Below are 24,837 nucleotides of genomic sequence, written 5' to 3'. Positions count from 1 at the left end.
AGGTTATGCCTACCTACGTTTTTGACAAAGAGGGTTTTATGAAGTTCTTAGAAAAGAATCTTGGCGAAGACACGATGGTAATCGTTTCGAGTGATGTAACGGACATAGACGAGGCAAGCGGCAACTCCTACGGCTTGGGAAAGCGAGACTTTTACATGGTAACTATCGGAGTTGTCGCTGACGTTTTCAAGGAAAAGGATGTTGACGAGTTCGACGAGAAGCCCAAATACCTTGTTGTATTCACATCCAGCGATGAACTCACAAGTGAGGCAATCGAAAAAGCAAGAAGTAAGTAGCTGGCAGGAGTTCGAAGAAGCTACGAAGGAAATCCTGGAGGCGCACGAGTTTAAAACAGCTTTCAGGGTCGTCTTTAAGGATGAAAAAGGAAGGGCAGAGATAGATGTCGTTGCGGAGCGTTACGGTTTTATTCTTGCCATTGATGCGAAACGCTACACCCATACGTGGTACAGAGCATCGGCCTTGAGAAAAGAAGCTAAGAAGCACGCAGAGCGGTGCAAACGCTACGAGAAGATTGTTGGCAAAAAAGTTGTTCCCGTTATCGTTTCGCTAATAGACGACAGCATCGTGGAGCACGAGGGCTGCATAGTCGTGCCCTTCCACGCGTTCAACGACTTTTTGCTGAACCTTGAAGCATACATTGATGAGCTGATAGGCTAACAAGCTTCCCCTCCTTTTTAACGAACTCTATGAACCTCCTGTATGTTTCGTTAGTACTTAGCGTCTCGGTATCACCAATTGCGATTAGCTTTCTTCTTGCCCTCGTCAGCGAGACGTTTAGTCTTCTCAAATCATCTAAAAAGCCTACTTCCCCTCTTTCGTTGCTCCTTACAAAGGAGATTATTATGACGTCCTTCTCCCTTCCCTGATAGCCATCAACTGTCTTTACCTCAATTTCTTCGATTCCCTTTATGTACCTTTTAATTAAGTCCACCTGATCATCGTAGGGGGTTATCACACCTATTTGCCCAGCTTTAACACCAATCTTCAGCAACCTTTCCACGAGCTCCTTGATGATTCTCGCTTCGAGCTCGTTCTCCCTTGAAGGAGAACCTTTCCTCTGCCTCTCCCACCTGTCCGCGCACTTCGACGTATCGATGAACACGAGGGGTTCGCTGCCAAGGACTTCATTCCAAAAACCGAATTTCGGCTCCTTGACACCCAAGTCGGCGAGGGTGATGTTCCTAACACTATCGTCCGCTTTTAGCCTCCCACCATAGAATTCCCTGCTCGGAAATTCCATGAGCTTCTTGTTCATCCTGTACTGAACTTCGAGCATTTTTGAGTTCTCGGGATAAGCTTCGATGAGTTTTTCGAACAGCGTTTCGCTTAGCTCCGCAGCCTCCTGGCTTAAAACCGTTGGCGGTAGCTGCTTGTGATCTCCGGCAAGAACGAAGCGTCTCGTTTTTGAAATAGGAATCAGAACGCTCGGGATCGTCGCCTGCGAAGCTTCGTCGATGACTGCAACGTCAAACTCTACGTCTTTGATTAACTCCAGCGCTGCAGACGAGTTGGTTGCAAGGACTACTTGAGAACTGTTGATTATTTCTCTCGCTATCTCCTCTTCAATCTCCCGTGCCTCGTCGAGCAGCTTTTGGATTTCTCGATTGAGCTTTATCCACTTAGCCATTGACTTCAGAACTCTATACGGAATTCCTCTGAACCTCTTCCCTCTTTCAGCCGCTTTAACTATTTCCTCGTCGCTCAAACCCCTCCTCCAGTGGGGGGAAGGCTTCACTTCAGAATCTCTTTGCCTAATCAGCTTCTCAGCCTCATCTCTGAGCTTTTCTGCCTTTGCAAACCTTTCGTGCTTCTCCACCTGGAAGAAGATGGAAGATTCGATTAAATGCCTGGAAATTCTTGAAGGATGGCCCAGTCTGACGAGTCTGACTTTTCCCGCGAGCCTTTCGACGAGGTTGTCTACAGCCACATTGCTCTCAGCTGTAGCGAGAACCTTGTTGCCCCTCTTAACCTCCTGAAGAATTAGCTCTGTTAGGGTTCTCGTCTTTCCGGTTCCAAATGGGCCATGTATGAGAAAGAAGTCTCGACTTCCGAGAGCAAGGCTTACAGCTTCTCTCTGGCTTTCGTTAAGTTTATTGTCAAACGGTTCGAAGTTTACAGCCTTTGGCTTTCTTGGCCTTTCTATGCCGAGCAGAAACCTCAAAGTTCTCTTTCCGCTCTCACTTAGCTTTTCCAGATTCTCTATCATTCTTTTGAGCGTGATGTCGTTGGCGTAGAGGTCTATTCTGACGTTTTTGAGCGCCCATTCTGGAATTGAGTCGATTGAGACGACTATGTAGCGAGTCCCCTTCTCCACAACAGTTGCAATGAGGTCGCTCTTCAGCGGGTCGCCTTTGCTTATTACCACAAGGTCTCCAACGCTTATTTCCGTCTCTATTCTCTCTTTTCTGCCGTACTTGACGAGTTTGTAGCCGAATTCCCTGCCAATAACCTTGCCGTTGAGCCTCAGGATAGCCCTGCCTCGCCTTTCTCTTTCATAGCCCGAGAGCTTTCTCATCTCTTCCTTCATCGATTCGATTTCAGCTCTTCTTTCGAGCTCTACGAGCTTTCTGAGTCTGCTGATGTAGCTATCGACGTCCATAACTCCTCTGTCTTGGCTTTTCAAAAATTAACACTCCAAGCTTAAAAATAAAAGTGGCTGAAGTAGTAAAAATAGTTTAGCGCTAAATTATCCAGCGCTAAATCATCCCGTTCTTTGCCATAAGCTCTGCGTTGAGTATGCTCGCTCCAGCAGCTCCTCTAACTGTGTTGTGGCCCATTACAATGTACTTGAGGCCGTTGCTGTCCTTTCTTACCCTTCCAACGACGACGCTCATACCGTTACCTTCGTCTCTGTCCAGCCTCGGCTGGGGCCTGTCCGGCTCGCTTCTCACGATGATGACTTTCTCAGGCGACGTTGGCAGGTCAAGGGGCTTGAGGGACTCGAAGGCTGCAATTGCCTCCTCAACGCTCACGTCCCTGTCAAACTCAACCCAGACAGCCTCGGTGTGGCCGTCTATCACAGGGACGCGGTGGCAGGAAGCTGAAACCTTTATTGGGGCTGGATTTACCTTCTTGCCATCAAACTTTCCGAGGAGCTTAAGCGGCTCGGTCTCGACCTTCTCTTCCTCACCCTTTATGAATGGGATCACGTTATCCGTTATTGCCATGGATGGAACTCCCGGATAGCCTGCCCCGCTCAGAGCCTGCATGGACGCAACTCTTACTGTCTTCAAACCGAGGTCCATAAGCGGCTTCAGGCTAATCACAAGCATAATCGTCGTGCAGTTGGGGTTTGTGACTATGAATCCGTCCCATCCTCTCTTCTTCTTCTGAGTTTCAACAAGCTGCAAATGGTCGGGGTTGACTTCCGGAATGACGAGGGGCACATCCTCCTCCATTCTGAACGCTGAGGCGTTACTCGCAACGACGAAACCCTCCTTTGCAAACGCAGCCTCAACTTCCCTTGCCACGTTAGATGGCAGGGCGGAGAAGACGATGTCCGCATCAACATGCTTTGGATCCATGGGTACCATTTCCATGTCCCTAACACATTCGGGCACATTTGCGGAAACGAGCCAGTTGACTTCCTCGCCGTACGGCTTGCCAACCCTCTTTTCCGATGCAGCAAGAGCGGAAATCTCGAACCACGGATGATTCTCCAGAAGCTGGATGAACTTCTGACCGACCATGCCTGTTGCTCCGAGCACGGCAACCTTGAACCTCATGGCAGCCCCTCAAAGCCTATACATAAAAAGGTTGTCATAAGTTCACACGGATGGCATTTTTACAGCCTTCCAGTAGGTGATGGAAGAGAGCATCGCCAGCAGTGCTGCAAGCCCGAATACGTATTCGAAGCCGTAACCGAGCAGAAATCCATAAAATATGTTTGCGAACAGGGCAGAAGTGCCAAAAACAAAGTGAAACGCTCCAAGTCCGAATCCCATGGATTTGGAAAGTTCTGCAGCTATGCTGCGCTGAACTGCATCACTGAAGGCCATGAAGAGGCCAAAGAGTATGAATGCAACAATTGCAGAGCCAGTAAGCATGGAGAGGCAGGCGAAGGAGAGGAAGAGGTAGCCGAAAGAAGCGATCCTGTTCTTACCGACCATGTCGGAGATGGTTCCTGCGGGATATGAAACAGACGCGTAAACTACGTTGTACAGCAGGTATAGGAGCAGGGCAGTCATAACGCCCTCGCTTGATGCCGCGATGAGGAAGAACATGTAACTTATACTCGCCGCCCCGAAGATTGTGGAGAGCAAAACGAACCTCCTCATTCTCAGGCCGAGTTTTACTTTTTTTACGGCTTTTCCAGTCTCCTTTACAAGCCCAAGCGGCACAAGTGCTGCGAAGCCTATCAGCGCGGCGATGAGTATTACGCTCCTGTAGTCTGAAAAGCGGAAGTACAGCAGAGCAGCTATAGCAGAGCCGATAACGGCACCGAAAGTGTCCATTGCTCTATGGAATCCAAAGGCCTTTCCTCTTTTCGCGTATGACTCCGCAATAAGGGCATCACGAGGCGACGTTCTGATTCCTTTCCCGAGCCTGTCGAATGCTGTAAGCAGAGATGCGTGAGCTACGGATGGGGAGAATGCGAGGCCAAGCTTTGAAATCTGAGAAAGACCGTATCCTACAAAAACGAGTGGCTTTCTCCTCCCCCTTATATCGGAAAAGTAGCCAGATACGGCCTTCATTATATTGGACATGCCGTCCATAATACCCGCAACGATTCCTATCCCGAGAGGGGACGCGTTGAGGCTGAGGAGGAAGAATGGGAGGACTGGAAGTATGATTTCACTGCTCAGGTCGTTTAAGAAGCTAACGAGGCTCAGGAGTTTTACGTTTCTCCAGCCGCTGTTCTCATTCGTATCGCTTGAATCCATGTTCCTCATACGTTCTACGTGTCTTTTTATGTTTTTTCGTCATCCTGTATTTTTTGCCCAATTCTGGCCTTGCTTGCCTTTACTATTTTTCCTGCTCCTCTGCTCCAATCTGGTTTTTCAGTATACACGTTCTATTGCATTGCTGTTGTGCTTTACATCGCCTCGCAAAGTTAATATCTCGGATTAATTTTCCGGGGATTAGGAGGTATGGGATGAAGTGGCGGGCTGCGTTTTTGATAGCTTTGATGATTTTCTCTACTGGGCTTATGGGGTGTGCCAGCATACAAAATGCACAAAATACTCAAAACGTGCCCGTAAAAAGTCAGGCTGCAGAGCATAACGTTAGCTCAAATTCTTGTATGGAAGATGAAGCGTGGATCAAAAAAATCAGTTCTGAGATATCAAAGGCGATAGACTACACAAGCCCAACAACACGGGATTTTGCCGTAAAGGTTGCGGCTATCCATCCGGGCGAGTACAACATCGATCAAATCTGTTACATCTACGAATACGTTTTCAACCGATGGCGCTACGTTAGCGACCCTCATGGCTGTGATTACTTCTCGCCAGCAAGCCGTACGATTGAACTTGGCCTTGTGGGCGACTGCGACGACTATGCAATACTTATGTCTGCCCTCATCGAGGCAATAGGAGGCACGTCCAGAATAGTAATCATCGAAGACCATGCGTACGCTGAAGTTTACCTCGGGGAGTACAATAGTACGGACACGAATCAGATACTGAAATATCTTGAAGAGAAATACAACTCGACTATGCATTATCATATTGACGAAGAAGGTGGAGTGTGGTTAAATCTTGACTGGACTGCCAGACATCCTGGTGGAGAATATCAGGGAACTCCGCAGTACATCGTTTATCCAAATGGGTGGTACGAGGTTTGTGAAGGAAACGCACGGGAGTCAAAAGTTTCAGTGCGAGGGTAATGTTTTTGGAGTTTTATGTAATACGGTTCAGACTCAGAGTGTTGTGCGGTAGGGAAAAGCTTTAAAATAGCATGGTGTCTAACATTGCGAAGAGGGACAGGGTTGCACCTGCAACCTCCCGCAGTTGAAACCTGCATAGCAAAACGGGCCGGTAGCTCAGCGGTAGAGCGCCGCCTTGGCATGGCGGAGGCCTGGGGTTCAAATCCCCACCGGTCCACTTGTATTTGACTGTTGTTGACCATTATTTGTTTGATATAGGGGAGTATGAACACCAGAAGCTTTCCTTCTAAAGATTTGGGTAAATTAGGAGAGGATTTCTTATTAATTGTCTGAAAACTACTGGCCTTGATTGCGTATTGGTTGTTGGTGTCCTATTTGGACTTGTTACCTTAGCTTTGTTTTAGGAACCAAAATGGGAACAATCGAGACTGATGTAACCCACCTCAGTTATTACGAGGTCTTCACGTTCTTTGTTAATTCATCTACATATAGTAATTTCCTATCTGATTTGATTTCGAAAAGTTTTTAGATTTTGTTAATCATGTACAACAGGGGTTTAAATGAGTGCAGACCTCTACCAGTTGCCTCGAAGAAAGTACTGCTATTACTGTGGTAAGTATATTTTCAACGACAACATCTTCATCTGTTCTAAATGCGGGCTATCTTTTTGTGAAGATCACAGAAAACCGGAGGCTCATGAATGTAAAGGCTACGAGCAGGAGAAAGTTTTGCCTCCCGGGATTACAGAGGAAGACCTCCGTCGCATGTGCGAGTGGTGTGGGAAGATATCTTCTTTGAAAGAGTGCCGCTATTGCGGAGGTCGTTTCTGCGAAGAACACAGCCTCCCACACGACCACTGCTGCGAAAACTACGTCCCTGAGAAAATAGTGGTTGACAGGGGGACAGTGTCCTATGTAAGGATAGGGGGCTACAAAGTCCCTCCAGCAAAAAGAGGGCGTGAAAAACCGAAGATAAGGGTGGAGAAAGTAGATACTACAGAGGATGAGAAATTTGACGAGTTGTTCGAGGCTTGCCCTCCTTCCTCAACTTCTTCAACCCAAGTATCTGAGTTGTCTTATCCTAAACTTACAGTTAGGCCAGTAGAAGAGTTTCCCCACCAGGAAAATATTTCACATAGGAAAATTTCAGCGAAAGCAGTTGGCGCAATCGCGGCTATATTAGTCATCGCAGTTCTGTTTTTGGGTTTTAAATATGGCTATTTGCCCTCACCGAATTTTGAGACGGGAAACACTCCTCAGTTATCAAATCCACAGGCAGTGGTAGTAAACCCAACTCCTAATATTGCTGAAAAAGTAATAGTGTCCTTGGAAAATTACTATTTTATTGCAAGTCATGAAGCCAGCGGGATTGGATTAACTCTGAAGTTCGAAAACAAGAACAGTGCACCAGTCAGAGTAACCGTGATCTCTGGCAAAACAGCAAGTGGCATAGAGCTATTCAATGCCAATAGAGAACTAAAAGAACCGCTTGACGAATTCACAATTGCTTCTAATGGAGCAGTCTCCAAGAAGTACTTCATTCCCGGAGCTAAACTTGAAAAGATAACGGGAGATAAACTATCGATTGAGTTGGAGATCACCTCAAGTAAGGTTACTCAAACAAAAGATGTCGTAGTTTGGTTTTAGCAAGCCTTATAGGTGGATTAGATGTCAAAGTGCCAGTTCTGCGGCAAAAACGTTGCATATCCATTCAAGTGCAGGTACTGTGGTGGCTTGTTTTGCGAAGACCATAGGTTACCTCCCTCTCACAATTGTGTGAATATCGAGGCATGGAGATCAAAAACACCTCCATTCGTCTCTAGAGTAAAAGAGCCTTCTTTGCCTAAGAGTAAAATAAGACCGACACCATATTCTGTTCCAGTCAGAACCCAGAAAAAGAAAAAATCAAGTAAGATCAAGTATTTGATTCTGCTTTCTTTGTTAGTCCTATTTATGGGTTATTTCGACCAAGAAATTCTTCCGTTCTTCGATAAAATAAAAGAGGGAGGTATATTATCAGAAATTCCGTCGATCCCTCCAGTAAATATAGAGGCTGTAAAGAAGACCATTGAGCCTGATGTCTACAGAAATTGTATTCCTATTGCTAAGGCATCGGGAGAGAGGGTTTGCTTAGTGAACTATAAAAACGCAACCGACCCTACTTGGGATGAACTAATCTCTTTCCTCAAAAAGGATGATACCGACAAACTCTCTTACGACTATGCTTCGTTTGTCTGTGCCGACTTTGCCGAAATGCTTCACAACAACGCTGAAGCTGCTGGAATTAGAGCTGGATTTGTTGCAATAGACTTTGTTGATGGCATAGGACATGCTCTCAATGTCTTTAATACAACCGATAAAGGGCTAGTTTACGTTGATTGTACTGGAGGTGGCTTTATTACAGTTTATCAGTTTGTTGATGGTAAATTGGTGACGTTTTCCCCACCGCACTACGATAAGATTGCCTATGTGGTTGTGGGTAAGGAGTATGGTCTGATAAGTATAGATAAAGCAAAATCTCCAGAATACTGGTTTTACGAGGACTACAAACAGAAGTGGATAGAGTACAAGAAGGCATTAGAAGAGTACAATAAAGAAGCTGAAGAGTTTAATAAAAAGGTTGAAGAATACGAAAAAGAATTGAGAGGGAGAACAGTCATTCACGATCCTGTTGAATATGCAAAGCTCAAGAGAATGTATGATGAGTTAAAGGAGGAAAAGGAGAAGCTGGACAAGAAATACAAAGAACTAGAGGAGCAGAAAGAATTATTAGGGGGCTTTTACTGGGAGAGCTTGGGAATAGTCTCAAATATTGAAATCTATTGGTGATTTTGTTTAGCACCAAAACTTTAGCATGTTCTATGGTGTTGACGGGGAGGTAGAAAAAAGAGAGCCTCATCTCCACAGTGAAGTAGGTCAAACTCTTTCGAGTCGAAAGGTTGCGGGACTTATGGTTCAAACCTGGTTCCTGGGATCCACAGTTCCAGGATTGTGGGACACTTACTCCGTGGAATCCTTATGGAATTATAGGCCTGTTTCTATTTATCCGTTTGAATCCAACGGAAGTGTGGACACAAGCTTTAATTTTGCACCGTCAGGCTGGCGTGTTCTAAGGTGATAACAGGGGGTTAATGTGGAGAAGAGACTGCCAAGACCACAGTGTCGAAGAATCTTTCGACTCGCAAGGTTGTAGAATTTAGGATTTGAACCCGAGTCGCGGCTCGACAGGCCCACATGATAAACCGACTCGCAAGGTCGGAACGTTTTGCAGTCTATTGTGTTCACACACCTTGTTGCAGGATCTGCAACTGCATGCAGGTCCAGGATTGTGGACACAATAGGCTGGGACTATGTCCCGGACCACGGGATCGAGAGTCCCGTATGATCGCCGGCTCGAAAGGCCGGCGTGATTGTTTATCTAACAGTTCAAGTATAGCAATTAACTCTTGATTTACTCATCCTGCTTTGGATGTCCGTATAGCTTAATAAATGCCCTACCTTCATGGTTCTCAATTATCTTGACAGCTGCAGTTAGGTCAAACGTAATAGTGGTCGCATGAAATACAGAAAGCACGAGATCTTGAAATTTTTGATCATTTTCAAGCTCTTCTACTAAAAGTCCTAATTCTCTTGCTTCGTCTATGCTTATATGTCTGCTGTGGCTTTTGAAGTATCTATGATCTGAAAGCTTTTTGGAGATAGCCTCAGCAAGTTTTTCGCCATCTTCTATGTCTTTGAACATATACTCTCTTAGCCATTTATTAACAAGCTGTTGAGAGAGTTCTATAGCGTTATTTGCCTCTATAAGTAAAGCAGGACCGTATTGCTGTAGTATAGGAACCCAAATACCCAAACTTTCTTGATTACCCTCACATTCATACTTGGCCCATCCAAACTGATCAAGAATTGCCCCAGCTGGAACAGACCTCCTACCAAGAGGGGTGTCGAGGATCAACTGAGGGTCAACAGGGCCAAGTGAAGAATGCTTGCCCATTATTATCTTATTTGCCGCACAAGCCAGCATAGTAGCAGCAGACATTGCTGCCTGGGGAACTATAACTCGGATGTCATCAAATTTCTTTCTGAGATATGTCACAAGAGCTTCTGTTGCACTTGGCTGACCTCCGGGACTATGTAGGATCAGATCGAGTTCCTTTCCTTCCAGCCCGTAGATGGCCTCCATGAATCCCTGAATATCTTCCTCGGTGATTGTTATGTATTCCGGTGGAATCTGGTGTGCTTGAGTCCAGCTTGTAGCATAAACGATCGTGTTTCTTCCTGTATATTTGTGAAGTTTCATAAGATATTCTCTTCTTACAACGTCACACGGATGTGGTAGATTTTCACCTTGTTCAACTTTCTTTGCCCACACTATTTCCTTATTTGCGATTTCTCTAAGTATCTCGCCCCACGAGGGCAAAATTTACACCTCAGAAGGAGTGATCTGAGTTCGTAGCAAAATAGTATTCAACTCTGCCCGTACATCTCTTACTTACCCTGATACTCTTGTTAATATTCCCATATAACCTCATAAGCTCCGCTAAGCCAGGCTTGCTCATAGCCTTTTCAAGCATTTCATTATACTCTCTTTCGTAATCCACATTTGTCATAATTCGTCACCAATTTACGTATCTGCACCAGAGTATTTAAAAATTTATAGATTTGCAAATTTGATAAAATTGCCAGCCCACTAATCAGTTTGATTGGACAGTGGCTATGAGCCCCTCCAGCCTGACCTCCTCAGGTACAAGGTTGACCTTCCCCCACGCTGCCATGTACTGCTCATAGATCTCATTGGGAAGTTTCTCGTCATAGCTCTGCACGTCTCTGCACGTCAAGGCTACCAGTACTGTGAGCAATGAAGCGATCCATCCCAGCTAGCTAACCAAACGTTAATACCATATATCAAACCTCTTCTGCGCTTTATACTGGCAGCTTACGAAAGCTTAATAAAAAGCCAACCCGCCCGCCTTAGAGGTGACTGTAATGGCTCAGGATAAATCAGAAAGCCTGCCGCCAAAGGAGAATTTCTCCGAGTGGTATCACGAGATAATCCAGCAGGCGCAGATAATGGACATTCGCTACCCTGTCAAGGGGCTTTACGTCTGGTATCCCTTCGGATTCAAGATAAGGCAGCTTGTTTATGGAAAACTCAGGGAGATAATGGATAGAGACCATGACGAGGTTTACTTCCCTGCTTTGATTCCTGAAACAGAGCTTGGAAGGGAAGGAGAGCACATAAAGGGGTTCGAGGACGAGGTTTACTGGGTAACCCATGGCGGCCTAACGCCTTTAGATGTAAAACTCGCGTTAAGGCCCACGAGTGAGACTGCAATGTATCCCATGTTCAAGCTCTGGATAAGGAGTCATGCAGATTTACCGCTTAAGGTTTACCAGATTGTAAACACCTTCCGTTACGAAACCAAGCACACCCGCCCTCTGATAAGGCTTCGCGAGATAACGTCCTTCAAAGAGGCACACACAGTCCACAGAACGTTTGAAGAGGCAGAAGAGCAGGTTAGAAAGGCGGTGGGCTACTACAAGGAGTTTTACGACTTCCTTGCAATTCCGTACCTCGTCATAAGGAGGCCGGAGTGGGACAAGTTCCCTGGCGCTGCATACACCATCGCGTTCGACACGGTCATGCCTGATGGCAGGACAATGCAGATCGGAACCGTACATCACCTCGGAGATAATTTTGCCAGAACGTTTGGCATAACTTATGAGAAACCTGACGGAGAGCACGAATTTGCGCACCAGACCTGCTACGGTATCTCCGAACGCTGCATAGCTGCACTGATCAGCATACATGGAGACGATCTTGGTCTTATTCTCCCATTTGAGGTTTCGCCAACGCAGATAGTCATAATCCCGGTTCTGTACAAGGGGAAGGAGAAAGAGGTACTTGAGCTGTGCGAAAAAATCTTTGACAGGCTGAAGGGCTTTGGATATCGCGTTTTGCTGGACGACAGCGATGAGAGGCCGGGAGCGAAGTACTACAGGTGGGAGCTGAAGGGTGCAGCGATGAGGATAGAGGTTGGCCCGAAGGAGGTTGCAGAGAACGCAGTGGTCGTTTCGTTCAGGGATGAGAGGAAGAAGTTCAAGATTTCCGTCGAGGAGCTTACAAAGGAAAGAATAGAGAAATGGGCTGCGGAAATGAAGGAGCGCATGAGTAAAGCTGCTCTCGAAAGGATGAAGGAGAAAATAAAGTACTTCGATAACATTTCTGAAGTTGCAGGATGGGTTGGAAAGGGTGTTGCACTCGTACACCTTTGCTCGTCAACGGAGTGTGGAGATTCCATAGAAACTGAAGCGGGCGGCAGCGTACTTGGAAGGTTTGAAGAAAAGCCGGACTGGATTGATGTTGAATACGAAGGAAGCTGTATCGTCTGCGGTGGAAAGGGCTACCTGAACGCGATAGCGAAGACGTACTGATTTTTATTTTTGTAAATTTTATCTCTTGCCTAAATTTGTCGCGAAAATAACGTAGTGTGAAAAGTCCAATCTTCCCGAAGGTGTCAAAAAAGTAAAATGTTGCGCCCACCGGTACTTTCTTGCAGCAGTTCAGTGGTCAGCACATATACGAGGATAAAGTTTAAATTCACCTCAGCATGAGAATGGCAAGAGCCGCCGTAGCTTAGCTGGTAGAGCGTCGGCCTGTTAAGCCGATGGTCGCAGGTTCGAATCCTGCCGGCGGCGTCCCAAAAGTTGGGGTGCCGCTCATCTTTTGTTTTTTCCAACTTTTAACGTAAGATCGTTAAAATCCGGAGTTTCTGAAGATAAGTAAAAGCTGCCAGAGCAGCTTATTCTCTAAACAACCTGTCAGCAATAAGTCTGGAGGACACATAAACGAGCAAAACAGGCGCCGTCAGGTACACTACCACTGCATACACTTCGAATGGTGAGCCTGCAGCAATCCTCGTAACCAGACCAGCAGGCGTAAGGTGGGAGATGAAGAAGACTGGTATCAGGCCGATGACTAACAGGGAAAAGATTAGCTGCGCCCTCTCTCTATCTCCTGCGAGGCTTGCGATGCCTGCGATTGAGATAAATATGCAGGAGACGGCAACGGACAGCAGGGCAACGAGGGCAAAGCTGTGAATCTCTACGCCGTTGAGGATAAGAAGGAGCATCCATGTTGGTGCGAGGATGGCCGAAAGCACGATCGCTGCGAGAACTTTTCCGGCAATAAACTCGATGGGCGTTAGCGGTGTGGCGAGCAAGACGTGGGCTGTTTTTGACTCAATTTCCTCCGTAATGAGGTCTATAAACATGCCTGCTGCTGTTGCTGCCGTTGTCAGCATGAGCAGGGGTATAAGAACCACGTAAATCAGCTTGAACGGAACCGAGGAACCTTCTGGCACTTCAACCGACTCGAATTCTGGAGAATAGATCTTCAAATTCACTTCACCCGGAACTCCCCTGAGTTCTCTGAGCTTCTCCTCATATTCCACAAGCTTCTCTCTCAGGACTATAGATGCCTGTATTGCTTTAACCTCTTCTTTAGGCAGGTAAACACGCACAAAGTTCGTAGAACTCAGGTTCTCCTTCGGCAGCCACACGACCGCATCGATCTTGCCGGAATAGAAGTCCTCCAGTGCTTGCTGGATTGAGTCGTACTTTATGGCATTGAGGACACTCTCAAGGACAGGAGCATCACCAACAAGACCAATCTCGACATCACCGCCAATTCCAGCGTAAGATGGATTGTAGAGGACAAGGAGACCGAAGGTGAGAACGGAGGCGAACATCGCTACGAAGAGCTGGAGACCAACTGCCATGAGAAACGTTTTTTCTCTCCCGACACTCTTCAAATCTTTGGCGGCCAGCTCTACGATTCTTAAATTAAGCAAGGGTCATCACCACCGCGAGGTTGTAGAAGAAGTGCAGCGTTGCTGCGAGAGTAAAGGCGAGGGGGGGGTGGGAGCGGAAGAGGGCAAAGAGCAGCATGGTAGAGACGTGAAGAATTAGCGGGAGAACGAAGAACTGTGCAAGTAGGAGGGCGTTATACTGTGTGGCCACGTTAAGCAGCACTATCAGCTTCTCCCCGGCGAAGAAACCCAGACCGCAGGCAAGAGCAGAGGGGTAGGGAGAGAGCCCTTTTCTTATAGCAGCAAGCAAAACGGAGCCCTTAAACGCTTCCTCAACCACTGCAACGACGCCTACGAAGAGAGGAATTGAATACTCCATTGGAAGAACGAAAAGGACGGAGAGTAAGAGAAATTCAACCATAAAAACAAAGGGTATTGCTGCAATTGATGCAATGGCAGCGTGCCATTCTCTCTTCATGAGACCTGTTAGGGCCAAAACGACCTTTTCCGGAATACTCTTCGACGAATGGGCTATTTCGGGACTCATGGATTTCGCTGCCAGAACCATGAGCACAGCAGCCATGGCGTAGAACTGCAGAGTTGCGAAGACGTAATCTCTGAGCCCTATCTCTTCACCCTCGAAGTCCGCGAGCATTAGCGTTATTGGTGAGACCTTGCTTACGGGAATTGTTCCCGCGAAGACTGCCGGGATGAATATATAGGCCGTAACCAGCAGAGAAGTCGAAATTACGAAGAACGTCATCTCCTTGTAACTTCTCGCGTTTATTGCAAAGAAGGCTTGAAGGGCTGCGAAGAAGAGAATGACCGGCAGAACGTATGCGAGAGCTACCGGGCTTTTTCCCAGGATAAGTGAAGCTGCAAGGACTGAAAGAACCGCTGTTGCAAGGTATGGCAGGAGTTTTCCCATGAGAACTGTTAGGGGTGAGGTGGGTGTGGCGAGCAGCACATCAAGCCTCTTCGCGGTTCTGTCCTCGATGAGTGACGAAGAGAAAACCTGTACAGCAAAGTAGGACGGTAGAATAAAAAGAAACGCGTAAACGAGCTTTCCAAGGAGGTTTGGTGGTGAAAAGTTCTTTGGAGTTACATACTTCTCTTCTCCTCCGATAACCCTGCCCAAACCTTCTGTCTCCTCAAAAGGCTTAGGGAGCTCTTCTGGAGCTGGAGCAGGGGTTGGAGGTAGAGTTGGAGCCTGTCCAGGCGCAGACGAAGTTTCTTCTCTTCTGGACTTCTCTTCACCCTTAAAACCAATCTGGTAGGTCACATCCCTCTTAACGTACTCCACAGACACAAACACGGGAAACGCGTCGCTGCCGTACCTCCTGTAAAGCTCCTCTTCAAACAGTCGTTCAATTAATGCCTTCAGCTCGTCTGCAGCAGCAAGAGCCTTATCGGATTTGCCAACAATCAGGAAGAGTTGACCCAAAGCCACGTCAACCTCGCCGCTCCTTACGAGAGGTATAGCCTTCCCGGCGGACATCGGATACCAGACAAAGTGTCTTTCCTCAATCCTGTAGGGGCTTGCTACGACGTACAGCTTGCTATCAGATTTAACACCCTCTCCAGCAGAGAAGTACGCCGAAAGTCCAGCGAAAATTGATAGAATGACTATTACTGCTACGAGACCTCTGGAGTACTTCTTTCTTGACTTCTTGAGCTCGAGGCGTGAAATGTTGAAGAGCCGCATCATTATCACACCTTGGAAAAGGCTAATATATGCCTGTCGCTCACATTATAATAATGGTTGTGTTGAAGGCCAACGGGCTGAAGAAGAGATATGGGAATTTCGAAGCCCTCAAAGGAGTTAGCTTTGAGCTTGATTCTGGAGAAATTCTCGGACTGATAGGGGAAAACGGGGCCGGGAAGTCAACGATAATCAAGATCCTAACTGGGCTTATAGAACCCACTGATGGGAAAGTTGAATACTTCGGCAGGGATTTCGGGGAATTTAAGGAGGTGAAAAATGATATAGGTTACCTGCCGGAAGTCGATTCGCTCTATGAGAACATGAATGCGCTGGAATACCTGTCCTTTTTTGCATCAATTTACGGAGTTAAAGACAAAAGAAGAATAGACGAACTGCTCGAAATGCTGAAGATACCTGCAAACAAACCGCTTGGAGAGTTTTCAAAGGGCATGAAGAGGAAGGTCGCCATTGCGAGAACACTCATCCACGACCCGCAGATTCTGATATATGACGAGCCAACCGGAGGGCTTGATCCTTCAACGTCTCTGTTCATAGCAAACTTCATGAGAGAGCTCAAAAAGAAGGGCAAAGCCATACTCTTCTCTGCTCACAACATGTACTACGTTGAGTCTGTCTGCGACAAGGTTCTCATACTCAAGAGCGGTGAAGCATTGTACTACGGCCCGATAGACGAGCTGAAGGCCGGAAAGAAGTACGTTGTTCACTACAGAGAAAACGGCAGAGAAGACAGGTTTGTGACAGATGATATAAAAGAACTTAACGAGTTTATCCAGGGCCTCACAGCCTCGGGGGGCAGAATAGTAAATATTTACTCCGAAGCCATGAGGCTTGAAGACGTTTACTTTGCTCTCGTTTCCTGATCAGGTTTTTATTCTCTCCGGGTTGAAACCTTTTTTTGCGAGCAGTTCTTTAACGCGGCTCACGTGATTGCCCTGCAGTTCTATAATGCCATTTTTAACTGTTCCACCGCATGCAAGCTTTGATTTGAGAAACTTCGCAAGCTCCTCGAGGTTGATTTCGCTGCTGTTTATCCCCTCGATAATTGTTACCTCTTTTCCATAACGCCTTTTGCCCACCTTTATGATGATTTGCTGCTGCTCTTTTGCTACCTCCTCACAGACACAGAGGTCTTTTGGCAGCCCACAAATGCTGCAAATGTCTGGACTCATCCTCTGCTATTACCCCCCATTTTTTTACATCATGACATGCCATAGGATTTTAAACTTTCGGTGAAACTACAGGGGTGTTATCCTTCAAAATCACTCCATTGAACATTGGACAACATCGTTTGAAAAATATACCGGGCTATCAAATGCAGTTTCTGCAGTCCTGAGAGTGTATTTACGGCAGGGGTTTTCCACTATTCTGTTACACTCGCTCCTACCTTTCTCAAACAACATTCCAAGCTTGCTTGCGTTCTCTGCCTTTCTACTTTTCTCTATGGTGCCACTGCAATAAACAGAAAACAATTTAACATCCTCGCCTACCGGTTCGCGTGAGATACCTCCTCGATGCAGACTACGAGAAAGTCGTGAGGGCTGTAGAGCAGTACCTGCGCTGGAAGAAGGTTCCACATACTGTAAAGACGTACGAAAAGCCGAGGATGACGAAGTTCAGGCTGGGGTTTGCGAAGAGCATTGTGGTTGCCTCGTTCAGGGACAAGACCTATGTGAAAGTGCCCTCTGGAGAACTCGTGGATGTAATAGCCGAATTTACCACTGCGGCAACCCTTGGAAAGCACAGAGATGACGTGGACTTTGAAATTGAGCACGAAATTTTCAGACAGAAGATAGAAGGAGCAAAGAAAGCCCTCCTCCTCATCTGTGGACTCACGCTCATGGCAACACCGGTCTTCATTTCGAGAGGACAGCTTGCGTATCCATTCGTTCTCCTTGCATTCACCCTTGTTCCGATAAAACAGAGCTTTGAAGGCATGGAGTTTTACACTTTCCCCTTTTTATACCCCTACTACGTCTGGAGAGAACGAAGACTCAAGAAGAGATTGCAGAAAATGTAGCTACAAGATACTGGCAGAAATCTCGAGTATCTCCTCCCCATCTTTGTAAATGGTTATGTCTCCGCCACTCTCTGATACAACGACGGATATTGCGTTGGTTTCTCTCGTTATTGCCGCGCATGCAAGATGTCTTCCACCAAGACCGTGCTTTAACTTCATCTCTCTTGCCGAAACTTCAATATATCTGCCGGCAGCGACAATTAAGCCCTTTTCGTCGAGGATAAAAACTCCGTCAAGCTGTGCGAACTCCCTGACGCTCTCCCAGTTCGACGGGTCTTTGATGTCTCTAACAGCATCGGAATGCCCTTGGTATGGGTTGATTATGAGCTGCCTCGAACGCTTCATAACCTCGTCAACGTCCCCGATAACAAATGCCGTGCCAACGGGTTTACCTTCTCTACCTTTCTGGGCTATGCTGAGCGCTACGGAAAGAACGGCCCTCATGACCTTTAAATCGACTCGTTCTGAGCATTCGAGAAGAGCCTTCTGAATCCTGCTCTTTCCCAGATCTATTACAACAATCCCCTTAAGAGATTCAACGCTTATAACTCCAACTGCACTACCATCGAGGCCTATCCCCTTGAAGTAAAGCATTGTCGAAACGTAATCCTTCGCCTGGGTGAGCATCAGGAGCCTCTCGGAAAGCTCCTTCCCTATGAGGTTATCCTGGCTGACCTCTTCGAGGGAGCACATTGCGCTCTCAAGGAGGGTCGTGTAACTTTTCGGAGCAACGAAGACAATAATGTCCTCTACCACCTTCTCTCTAACTTCTTCGTCTGATATAACAACTATTGCCTTTGCGTCTACTTTCCTCGCCATCTCTATGGCCTTGTCCAGGAGAAAATCAAGCATCACATTATTCTTGAAGGTGGAGAATTTTAATCTTGCGTATATAATGTGGCAAAAACTTAAATATATAGCCGGAGGAATGAAACTATGGAAATGTTCAGGCGAGCGCTCTTACCAACGGATTTCTCAGACTGCGCGAATAAAGTGCTGGTTTACCTGAAAGAGCTGAAGAATGCGGGGCTTGAGGAAGTTATCCTCATAAGGGTAATAAACCTTGCAAGGGTCGTTGGTGTCACGTCCGGCTTCGATATTGAAGCTTGGATAAAGGATGAAGAAAAAGAGAGCGCAAAAAGGCTCGAAGAGCTTGTGGATCAGATAAAGGGGATGGGAATTAAAGCGAGGTACGTTTCACCAATTCCAGCCGGCGATCCGGTCTCGGAGATAGTCAAAGCTGCCGAGAAGGAAGACGTATCGTTTATACTGATGGCCTCTCGCGGAAAAGGAATTTTGAAGGAAATACTCCTCGGCAGCGTGAGTGAGGGAGTTGTGAGGAGAGCAACGAGGCCGGTAATAGTTGTTAAGGTAAAGAAGAAAAAAGGCAACGCTGGATGCGAGCCGAGAGTCGAAAAGCTTTTTGACAGAATTCTTTACGCCCACGACTTGTCTGAACATTCGCAAAAGATACTCGACTACGTCAGACATGCAGCCCTCTCGGGCGGGAAGGACGTCATTCTTCTCCACGTCAGGGAAGAGGACGAGGATTACACAGTCAAGCTCGAAGAGGTTAAGAGAGAACTCGAAAAGGACGGAATAAACGTCAAAATCATGATTAAAGACGGAGTGCCCCACAAGCAGATAATACGCACGGCTAAAGAGGAGGGCGTTACTCTCATCATGATGTCATCCCGCGGCCTCGGTTTTGTGGAAGGCATGCTGCTTGGCAGCACGACCGATGCTGTCGTGAGACATTCGGACATCCCGGTCTTCATCCATCACTAAGCGGATATGATCCTCACAACCTCGAGAAAGCCTGGAAGGAAGACGAGGAGACTTGCGAAGGTTCTTGCGAGATTCATGGGCTGGAGGTACGTTCAGAGGGGGAAGCTGAGTCTGGATGAACTCTCAGAGTTCAGCGATTTCGCAATAGTTCAGGAAATAAAGGGAAACCCGGCGATACTAAGGGTGTTTAGGAGGGGGAGGGAGGTACTTTACCTCAGGTTCAACGCTGGAGAAGTCGAGAAGGTGAAGATGGAGCCAGGGCCGGTGGTATTCGTCGGAAAGCCACCCTTCGACCCGCTGGTTCTCGGTGCAATACCCCACACCAAAGCAGGTATGAAGTTCGCACAAAAAATCGACGCAAGGAAAAAGGTTTATGTCAGAAGGACGGGTAAGACAATAGTTCTCGATTTCACATATGGCGAGAAAACGATAATGAGGCTCAAGTGCTATGAGAGCGGAATTCAGTTTCGAAATTAGCGATGCTGAGATAGTATACCGGGCGTTAAAGGTTGAGGAGACGAAAACCAAGGCAAAAGTTTATTTAGAACGAGGTAGGCTCATGCTAAAGCTTGAAGCTGAAGACCTTACAAGCCTGAGAGCATCTGTAAACGCCTGGCTCAGGCTCATCAAGGTGTGTAAGGACGTTATAAAATCCGTTGAGAGGTGTTAAAATGGGTGAACTTCCACCGCAGGTTCAGAATATGGTTGCTCAGCTCCAGCAAATTCAGCAGCAACTCCAGGCTGTAATGGCTCAGAAGATGCAGGTTGAGGCTCTGCTGAAAGAGGCAAGTGAGGCTCTCGAGGAAGTCCAGAACGCTCCGGAGGATGCTCCAATCTTCAAGGTGGCTGGAAGCGTACTTGTAAAAGTGGACAAGGAGAAGATAATCAAGGAACTTCAGGAAAAGAAGGAGACCTACGATGTCAGAATCAAGACGCTCCAGAGACAGGAAGAAAGGCTCAAGGATCGCCTTAACGAACTGCAGAAGAAACTCCAGTCTATGCTGTCGCCGCAGGCTGGCTAATTTTATTTTTTATTAAGAAACAATGAGAAAAGAAGCCCAGATTCTGAAGGCGATGGCCGTTTTTCACGCTGGGGTTCTCCTTCTTTCAATCGGAGTTCTTGCATCTATTTTTGTGAGTCGCTTTGCTATGGCAGCAGTTCCCGTAGCGATCCTGCTGATGGTGAAGGGTTACAGGATGGGCAAAGAATAATCGATCAAACTCGAAGACTAAATCACTCAACAACAGAAACGCCGTTTTCCCTTCTGACCTTAATGGCGTTCTCCACCATCTCCTCAAACGTGTCGTCATGACTTATTACGAATATCTGCCTGAAGCCTTCTATCCTTGAAATCTGAGCTGCGAAGTTCTTCCTGCGATTTTCATCCATGTTCTGCGTTGGCTCGTCAAAGAAGACCATGCTGACATTCGAAAGAACTCTAAGAAGAGCCAGCCTCACGGCAAGGGCAGCGCACATCTGCTCTCCGCCACTCATCTGTGCGAGGTCTATTTCCCTGCCTAAATACCTCGCCTTTATGCCGAAATCCTCCGTCCACCTCAGCTCCCACGAGTAATCGTCCATCAGCTCGCAGAAAATGCGGTTTGCCTCGATGGAAACGGTCTCAACGTAGGCCCTCGTTATCTCTGGAATGGCAATCCTGAAAATTTCCCTGAGGTCTTTTATAAAGGCGTACTTCTTCTCAAGCTGCTCCTTTCTGGCTTTGAGTTCTTTATATTCCTCTTCCTTCTTTTCCAGCTCCTTAACGTCCCTCTCGACGCTGTTAATTTCCCTTTCAACCGACTCGAGTTCACCTCTCCTCATCGACGCTTTTCCCACGAGTTCGTTAAGATTCTCCCTGAGCTTCTCGTGTTCTTCCTTCGAGTACTCTGCTGCGATTCTTTCGAGTCGCTCCTTAACATCTCTGTACTTCCTGCCCAGCTCATCGAGTTCTTTTCTCCTTCTCTCAACATCTTCAACGAGTTTGCTCTTCCCGGCAACAGTTTCGGAGAGGCCGATGTACCTGACGTAGTCCTCCTTTTTCTCCTCCTTAACCGCCCTGAGTCGGGTAAGTTCGCGCCTGATTTCTTCCACATTCTTCTCTATCTCGGGCATTTTCTGCAGTTTTTCCTCAATTTTTTTCAGTGTTTCTCTTTTTTCTCTGAGTTCTTTGAGGAGCGGTTTCTTCTTTTCAACCTCAGCCTGTAGCGCTGCAAACATCTCAATGGAACCTTTTACTTCTTCGAACTCCTTTAAAATCGCATCCTTTTCTTTGAGTTTTTTGTCAAGAGACTCCCTTTCACTTCTGAGCGCTTTCACCAGCGCTTCCTTCTCTCCAAGTTCCTCTTTAAGTGAGTCAAAACCCCTCAGTTCTCCTCTGAGCCTGCTTATCGCGTCTTCTATCTGCTTCTTCTTTTCAAAAACCTTCTGAGCTTTTTCGAATTTTCTTTCCATCTCTATGAGCTTTTCCTGCTCCTTTTCTATCTCTGCAAGCTTTTCGTCCCTCGCTCCTGCGATTCTATCGCAGCCTTCGCGGAGTATGGGGCACACACCATCTTTCATCTGAGCGTACTGCTTCCTGGCAAGCTCGAGTTTTGCCCTCAACCCGCTTATCGCTTTCAGGAGCTTATCTCTCGCTTTATCTACATCTTCAAGTTTCTCAAGCTTTTCTTCGAGATCTTTGAGCTTTCTCCTCTTCTCTTCAAGATCTTCGATTTTTTTCCTCTTTTCCTCAATCTCTTTTTCCAGCGCGTCGAGCCTTTTATCGACTTCAGCCTTTTTTGCGGATATAACTTCAAACTCTCTGAGTCTTTCGTTGAGACTCTTTTCTTTCTCTGCTTTTCTACTAACCTCATCCAGAATTCTCTCTTTCTGCGAGATGTCATCCAGCAGCCGCTCTATAGACGAAATCTCTGCCTTGAGACTTTCGAGCTTGATTTTCCCATCCAGCAAAAACCTGTAAGCTTTGTTCAGCTCAGATTCCTGCTGTTCGAGCTCGGCTATCCTTTTCTCGGCCGAAAGGTATGCCTCCGCAGACTCCCTGAGCTTCTCAAACTCTTTTTCGAACTCCTCAATTCTCTTTATTTCCTTCTCTATCTCCTGAATTGCCTTCTCCTCTGCCTTTATTCTTTCAGCGAGGCGCGCCTCATCGAGGGCAAGTTTATCGAACTCCCTTGAAAGAGCATCCATTCGCTCTATCTTCTTTCTCAGGGGCTCGATTACCCTCTCGATCTCTTCGAGCTGTTTTCTGAGTTCATCTCTCCTCTTTCTCAACTCTTCGAGCTTGCTTTCAGCTCTCTGCTTAGCCTCGATGTCCTTGGACAGCGCTACGAGCTTCTTTTCGACATCCTGCAGTCTGTCTCTTACGTAGTTTTCGTATTCTCTACTTTTCTCGAAGGCCTTTCTGTAGCTCTCTACGCCTATAAGAGGTGAGAAAATCGAATCCCTCACACTTGGCGGTTCGAGAAAATGGGAAACCATCTTCCCCTGCTGCACCCCTATAGCGTTCTCGAAAACAGTCTTTGCGTCAACCTCAAAACCGAAGTTCTCTAAAATCCAATCCATCACCTCTGCGCTTCCCTCGGCAACCCTGCCGAGCTCGAGGTCGTTTACGTAGTAGGCTGTTGTTCTGCCTTCCTCTATCTTTCTAACAATCTCGTACTCTCTATCGTCCCTTCCAACAAGTCTAACCCTGATTTCGCCCCTTTTTTCACCCCTCCTGAGGAAATCGCCGATTTTATAGGGCAGACTGTCGAAGAGGGCGAAGCCTATTGCTTCCAGAATGGTAGTCTTGCCGGCCCCGTTTTCACCGATTATGGCATTAACCCCTTCGGTAAACCTGATCACAGAATCTGAGTAGCTTTTAACGTTTACGAGCCTTACTTCTTTTATCATAGGCCCTCCTCCAGTCCCAGATCTCCTCATCTCCTTCTTCATCTATTTCTGCCTTTCCTGTTTTTTCTGCCCTTCCAGCTTTCTGCATGTCAAAAGCGGTGGCGTCCTGCAATGTCGTGCGCTCTTCGGCCTTAGAGTCCAACTCGAAAACATCCCCAGAGCCGGCGCATGCAGAACTTGTTAATCCTGAAGCTGAGCATTTCATCATCATTTTCTCAGCTTTTTCAGCTTCTACTTCCACTTCCAGTTCCTCAGAAGCTTCATTCGTCCTGGACTCAAACAGTACGTGTTCGATGAACCTGTCCACTGAGTGAATGTCGAAGGAGGAGGAAAAGATAGATTTCAGTCTGAGCACCTCTTCGGCAATATTCCCGTAGCTGTAGCTCTGCAGGAGCTGCTCGATTACGCTCTTTTCTATGTTCTCTCTATCACCCAAAACAGGCCTGAATATATCGGTGGCTACATTCCACTGTATTCTAACGACGAGGGGGTCGAGAGATTCTTTGACTATTTCCCTTACTGCTTCTTCTCCAACAGACTTCCTTGTCTCTCTGCTACACGTTAAGCTAAGGTGAACGACGGGCTTTACAGCTCTATTACTTGCAAGCAACTTCTTCAGTCCGCTCAAGCCTTCATCGAGGTTGTAGCTGAGGATGATAAAATCCCTACCCTTAAACTGAACGAGTTCGTATTTCAGCTCTCCGTCGTATTCAACATAGAATATGCCCCTTTTAAGACCGTACTCACTAACCTCACATGTTTCAATACTACCGGGGTTGAAGATGAAGTCTCCTTCGACAAAGCTCTTGTGGATGTGGCCAAGAGCAACGTAATCGACCCTACTCTTCAGTTTGTGGAGCTTGCTCGCGGGTATGCAGCCGTATATGTTCATGTACCCCTCTACACCAACATGAGCTGTAAAAATCGTAAATTCGCTCTTTTTTATCTTTGCAGCGTATTCGTCGAGGACCTTCTCGGTCATGGAGCCGTAGTATTTCATCCCGTAAATTCTTACACCCTCGATGTCAACGTATGCACCACTCTGACCGTCCCACTCCTCAACGACTATTCCATCTTCGAAAGACGGCTTCAGGTTGATTACGAGGTCGTGGCCAGCAAGGTAGTCCATCCAGGAGTACGTTTCCCTGAAGTACGTAGAATCGTGATTACCCTCCACAGCTATAACCGGAATTCCGGCTTTTTTTGCCTTCTCAAGAACCTTTGACGCCTGGGTTAGCGTAACGGGATCCATTTCACTCTTTTTGTGGAATAAATCGCCTGCGATTATGATAAAATCGACTTTTCTCTCTACTGCGAAGTTTACAGCCCTTAGAAAAGCCTGGGCGAAGTCTATCGCCCTTTCTTCACTACCGTACTGCCTGTATCCAAGGTGTATATCTGCCATGTGGACGAACTTTAGCACGTTAAATCGTAGTCCTCGTGGGTTATCACATTTTCGACTGGTATGAAAGTTGATTGCCGAATCTTTCAGGATCTAGAAGAAGCTTGGGGTGGCATTTTTCGGGTAAAAAACACAGAGATTGCTTCCTTTCTTACTTACAACGCGGTGGTTTCTTCTGAGGTAACACTACCCCAAGATAGCTATTCAAAAATTAAGCTGATACATCTTTCGTAGCTTGCACCGGCAATAATCAATTATCACTTTTAGAAAGTTTTAAAATGGCAATATTCACCGCTTTAAGTCAATAATTTGTAGGAATATGCGTGACCTTCCTTTGAGGTTGTATACAGGGGG

24 protein-coding genes and 2 tRNA genes are annotated in these 24,837 nt (G+C 46.7%); 15 read left to right on the top strand and 11 right to left on the bottom strand.

Features of this window, described 5'->3' with window-relative positions; genetic code table 11:
* Positions 1–5: 5 nt before the first annotated feature.
* Positions 6–296 carry an AF2331 family protein gene (locus tag ARCVE_RS10635; protein WP_013684777.1) on the top strand — a complete coding sequence of 97 codons (291 nt, stop codon included), beginning with the start codon at positions 6–8 and terminating at the stop codon, positions 294–296.
* Complete coding sequence (locus ARCVE_RS10630; protein ID WP_232215805.1) at positions 265–678, top strand: restriction endonuclease; 414 nt, start codon at positions 265–267, stop codon at positions 676–678. The genes ARCVE_RS10635 and ARCVE_RS10630 overlap by 32 nt, the downstream gene beginning before the upstream one ends.
* Here the strand turns inward: ARCVE_RS10630 and ARCVE_RS10625 are convergent.
* The 3 genes from ARCVE_RS10625 to ARCVE_RS10615 all read right to left on the bottom strand — a co-directional run bounded on the left by ARCVE_RS10625 (position 626) and on the right by ARCVE_RS10615 (position 4,904).
* A complete protein-coding gene (locus ARCVE_RS10625; RefSeq protein WP_013684775.1) occupies positions 626–2,620 on the bottom strand; it encodes an IGHMBP2 family helicase in 1,995 nt (664 codons plus the stop codon). The genes ARCVE_RS10630 and ARCVE_RS10625 overlap by 53 nt on opposite strands.
* Before the next feature lie 97 nt (positions 2,621–2,717).
* On the bottom strand, positions 2,718–3,746 hold the full coding sequence (gene asd, locus ARCVE_RS10620; protein WP_013684774.1) for an aspartate-semialdehyde dehydrogenase: 1,029 nt from the start codon (positions 3,744–3,746) through the stop codon (positions 2,718–2,720).
* 42 nt (positions 3,747–3,788) lie between these two features.
* The gene (locus ARCVE_RS10615; RefSeq protein ID WP_156786061.1) at positions 3,789–4,904 is read right to left on the bottom strand and encodes an MFS transporter; all 1,116 of its coding nucleotides are present in this window, start codon (positions 4,902–4,904) and stop codon (positions 3,789–3,791) included.
* Between the two features lie 212 nt (positions 4,905–5,116).
* Between ARCVE_RS10615 and ARCVE_RS10945 the strand changes: the two genes are divergently transcribed.
* The 4 genes from ARCVE_RS10945 (at position 5,117) to ARCVE_RS10595 (ending at position 8,676) form a co-directional block, all read left to right on the top strand.
* Positions 5,117–5,848 carry a transglutaminase-like domain-containing protein gene (locus ARCVE_RS10945; RefSeq protein ID WP_013684772.1) on the top strand — a complete coding sequence of 244 codons (732 nt, stop codon included), beginning with the start codon at positions 5,117–5,119 and terminating at the stop codon, positions 5,846–5,848.
* Between the two features lie 145 nt (positions 5,849–5,993).
* A tRNA-Ala gene (locus ARCVE_RS10605) sits at positions 5,994–6,065 on the top strand.
* A gap of 343 nt (positions 6,066–6,408) precedes the next feature.
* Positions 6,409–7,494, top strand: coding sequence for an AN1-type zinc finger protein (locus ARCVE_RS10600; protein WP_013684771.1), 1,086 nt, complete (start codon positions 6,409–6,411; stop codon positions 7,492–7,494).
* 21 nt (positions 7,495–7,515) lie between these two features.
* Positions 7,516–8,676, top strand: coding sequence for an AN1-type zinc finger domain-containing protein (locus ARCVE_RS10595; protein ID WP_013684770.1), 1,161 nt, complete (start codon positions 7,516–7,518; stop codon positions 8,674–8,676).
* A gap of 622 nt (positions 8,677–9,298) precedes the next feature.
* Here ARCVE_RS10595 and ARCVE_RS10590 read toward each other — a convergent pair.
* On the bottom strand, positions 9,299–10,267 hold the full coding sequence (locus tag ARCVE_RS10590; RefSeq protein ID WP_013684769.1) for an SDH family Clp fold serine proteinase: 969 nt from the start codon (positions 10,265–10,267) through the stop codon (positions 9,299–9,301).
* Positions 10,268–10,541: 274 nt separating this feature from the next.
* Positions 10,542–10,706, bottom strand: coding sequence for a hypothetical protein (locus ARCVE_RS11430; RefSeq protein ID WP_156786060.1), 165 nt, complete (start codon positions 10,704–10,706; stop codon positions 10,542–10,544).
* Positions 10,707–10,833: 127 nt separating this feature from the next.
* Here ARCVE_RS11430 and proS point away from each other — a divergent pair, with 127 nt between their 5' ends.
* Positions 10,834–12,282: a proline--tRNA ligase gene (gene proS, locus ARCVE_RS10580; protein ID WP_013684767.1), complete on the top strand. Its 1,449-nt coding sequence runs from the start codon at positions 10,834–10,836 to the stop codon at positions 12,280–12,282.
* Between the two features lie 191 nt (positions 12,283–12,473).
* Positions 12,474–12,546, top strand: a tRNA-Asn gene (locus tag ARCVE_RS10575).
* A 104-nt stretch (positions 12,547–12,650) separates the two neighbouring features.
* On the opposite strand, the gene ARCVE_RS10570 is transcribed toward ARCVE_RS10575, so the two are convergent.
* Together ARCVE_RS10570 and ARCVE_RS10565 are read right to left on the bottom strand one after the other, a co-directional pair.
* Entirely contained in the window at positions 12,651–13,700 is a 1,050-nt protein-coding gene (locus tag ARCVE_RS10570; protein WP_013684766.1) for an ABC transporter permease, read from the bottom strand.
* Positions 13,693–15,366 carry a hypothetical protein gene (locus tag ARCVE_RS10565; protein WP_013684765.1) on the bottom strand — a complete coding sequence of 558 codons (1,674 nt, stop codon included), beginning with the start codon at positions 15,364–15,366 and terminating at the stop codon, positions 13,693–13,695. The genes ARCVE_RS10570 and ARCVE_RS10565 overlap by 8 nt, the downstream gene beginning before the upstream one ends.
* 50 nt (positions 15,367–15,416) lie before the next feature.
* Between ARCVE_RS10565 and ARCVE_RS10560 the strand changes: the two genes are divergently transcribed.
* A complete protein-coding gene (locus ARCVE_RS10560; RefSeq protein WP_013684764.1) occupies positions 15,417–16,244 on the top strand; it encodes an ABC transporter ATP-binding protein in 828 nt (275 codons plus the stop codon).
* On the opposite strand, the gene yciH is transcribed toward ARCVE_RS10560, so the two are convergent.
* Positions 16,245–16,553, bottom strand: coding sequence for a stress response translation initiation inhibitor YciH (gene yciH / locus ARCVE_RS10555; protein WP_013684763.1), 309 nt, complete (start codon positions 16,551–16,553; stop codon positions 16,245–16,247).
* A gap of 326 nt (positions 16,554–16,879) precedes the next feature.
* Between yciH and ARCVE_RS10550 the strand changes: the two genes are divergently transcribed.
* On the top strand, positions 16,880–17,401 hold the full coding sequence (locus ARCVE_RS10550; protein WP_013684762.1) for a hypothetical protein: 522 nt from the start codon (positions 16,880–16,882) through the stop codon (positions 17,399–17,401).
* On the opposite strand, the gene ARCVE_RS10545 is transcribed toward ARCVE_RS10550, so the two are convergent.
* Entirely contained in the window at positions 17,402–18,253 is an 852-nt protein-coding gene (locus tag ARCVE_RS10545) for a DNA integrity scanning protein DisA nucleotide-binding domain protein (protein WP_013684761.1), read from the bottom strand. It lies immediately after the preceding gene.
* 90 nt (positions 18,254–18,343) lie between these two features.
* Between ARCVE_RS10545 and ARCVE_RS10540 the strand changes: the two genes are divergently transcribed.
* From ARCVE_RS10540 to ARCVE_RS11425, 5 genes are read left to right on the top strand one after another with little or no spacing between them, the layout of a single operon-like run.
* Positions 18,344–19,189, top strand: coding sequence for a universal stress protein (locus tag ARCVE_RS10540; RefSeq protein WP_198002004.1), 846 nt, complete (start codon positions 18,344–18,346; stop codon positions 19,187–19,189).
* 6 nt (positions 19,190–19,195) lie between these two features.
* A complete protein-coding gene (locus tag ARCVE_RS10535; RefSeq protein WP_013684759.1) occupies positions 19,196–19,666 on the top strand; it encodes an rRNA maturation protein in 471 nt (156 codons plus the stop codon).
* Positions 19,638–19,859: a KEOPS complex subunit Pcc1 gene (locus tag ARCVE_RS10530; RefSeq protein ID WP_013684758.1), complete on the top strand. Its 222-nt coding sequence runs from the start codon at positions 19,638–19,640 to the stop codon at positions 19,857–19,859. Before ARCVE_RS10535 ends, ARCVE_RS10530 begins: the two co-directional genes overlap by 29 nt.
* A gap of 1 nt (position 19,860) precedes the next feature.
* Positions 19,861–20,211, top strand: a complete 351-nt coding sequence (locus ARCVE_RS10525) for a prefoldin subunit beta (protein ID WP_013684757.1) — start codon at positions 19,861–19,863, stop codon at positions 20,209–20,211.
* A gap of 22 nt (positions 20,212–20,233) precedes the next feature.
* Positions 20,234–20,401, top strand: coding sequence for a hypothetical protein (locus ARCVE_RS11425; RefSeq protein WP_013684756.1), 168 nt, complete (start codon positions 20,234–20,236; stop codon positions 20,399–20,401).
* Between the two features lie 22 nt (positions 20,402–20,423).
* Here the strand turns inward: ARCVE_RS11425 and ARCVE_RS10520 are convergent, their stop codons facing one another.
* Positions 20,424–23,081, bottom strand: a complete 2,658-nt coding sequence (locus ARCVE_RS10520) for an AAA family ATPase (protein WP_013684755.1) — start codon at positions 23,079–23,081, stop codon at positions 20,424–20,426.
* Positions 23,050–24,504, bottom strand: a complete 1,455-nt coding sequence (locus tag ARCVE_RS10515) for a metallophosphoesterase family protein (protein ID WP_013684754.1) — start codon at positions 24,502–24,504, stop codon at positions 23,050–23,052. The genes ARCVE_RS10520 and ARCVE_RS10515 overlap by 32 nt, the downstream gene beginning before the upstream one ends.
* Between the last annotated feature and the right edge of the window lie 333 nt (positions 24,505–24,837).

Source organism: Archaeoglobus veneficus SNP6 (assembly GCF_000194625.1).
In the GTDB taxonomy this organism is placed as follows: Archaea; Halobacteriota; Archaeoglobi; order Archaeoglobales; family Archaeoglobaceae; genus Archaeoglobus_C; species Archaeoglobus_C veneficus.
This window is presented reverse-complemented; position numbering and strand designations above follow the sequence as displayed.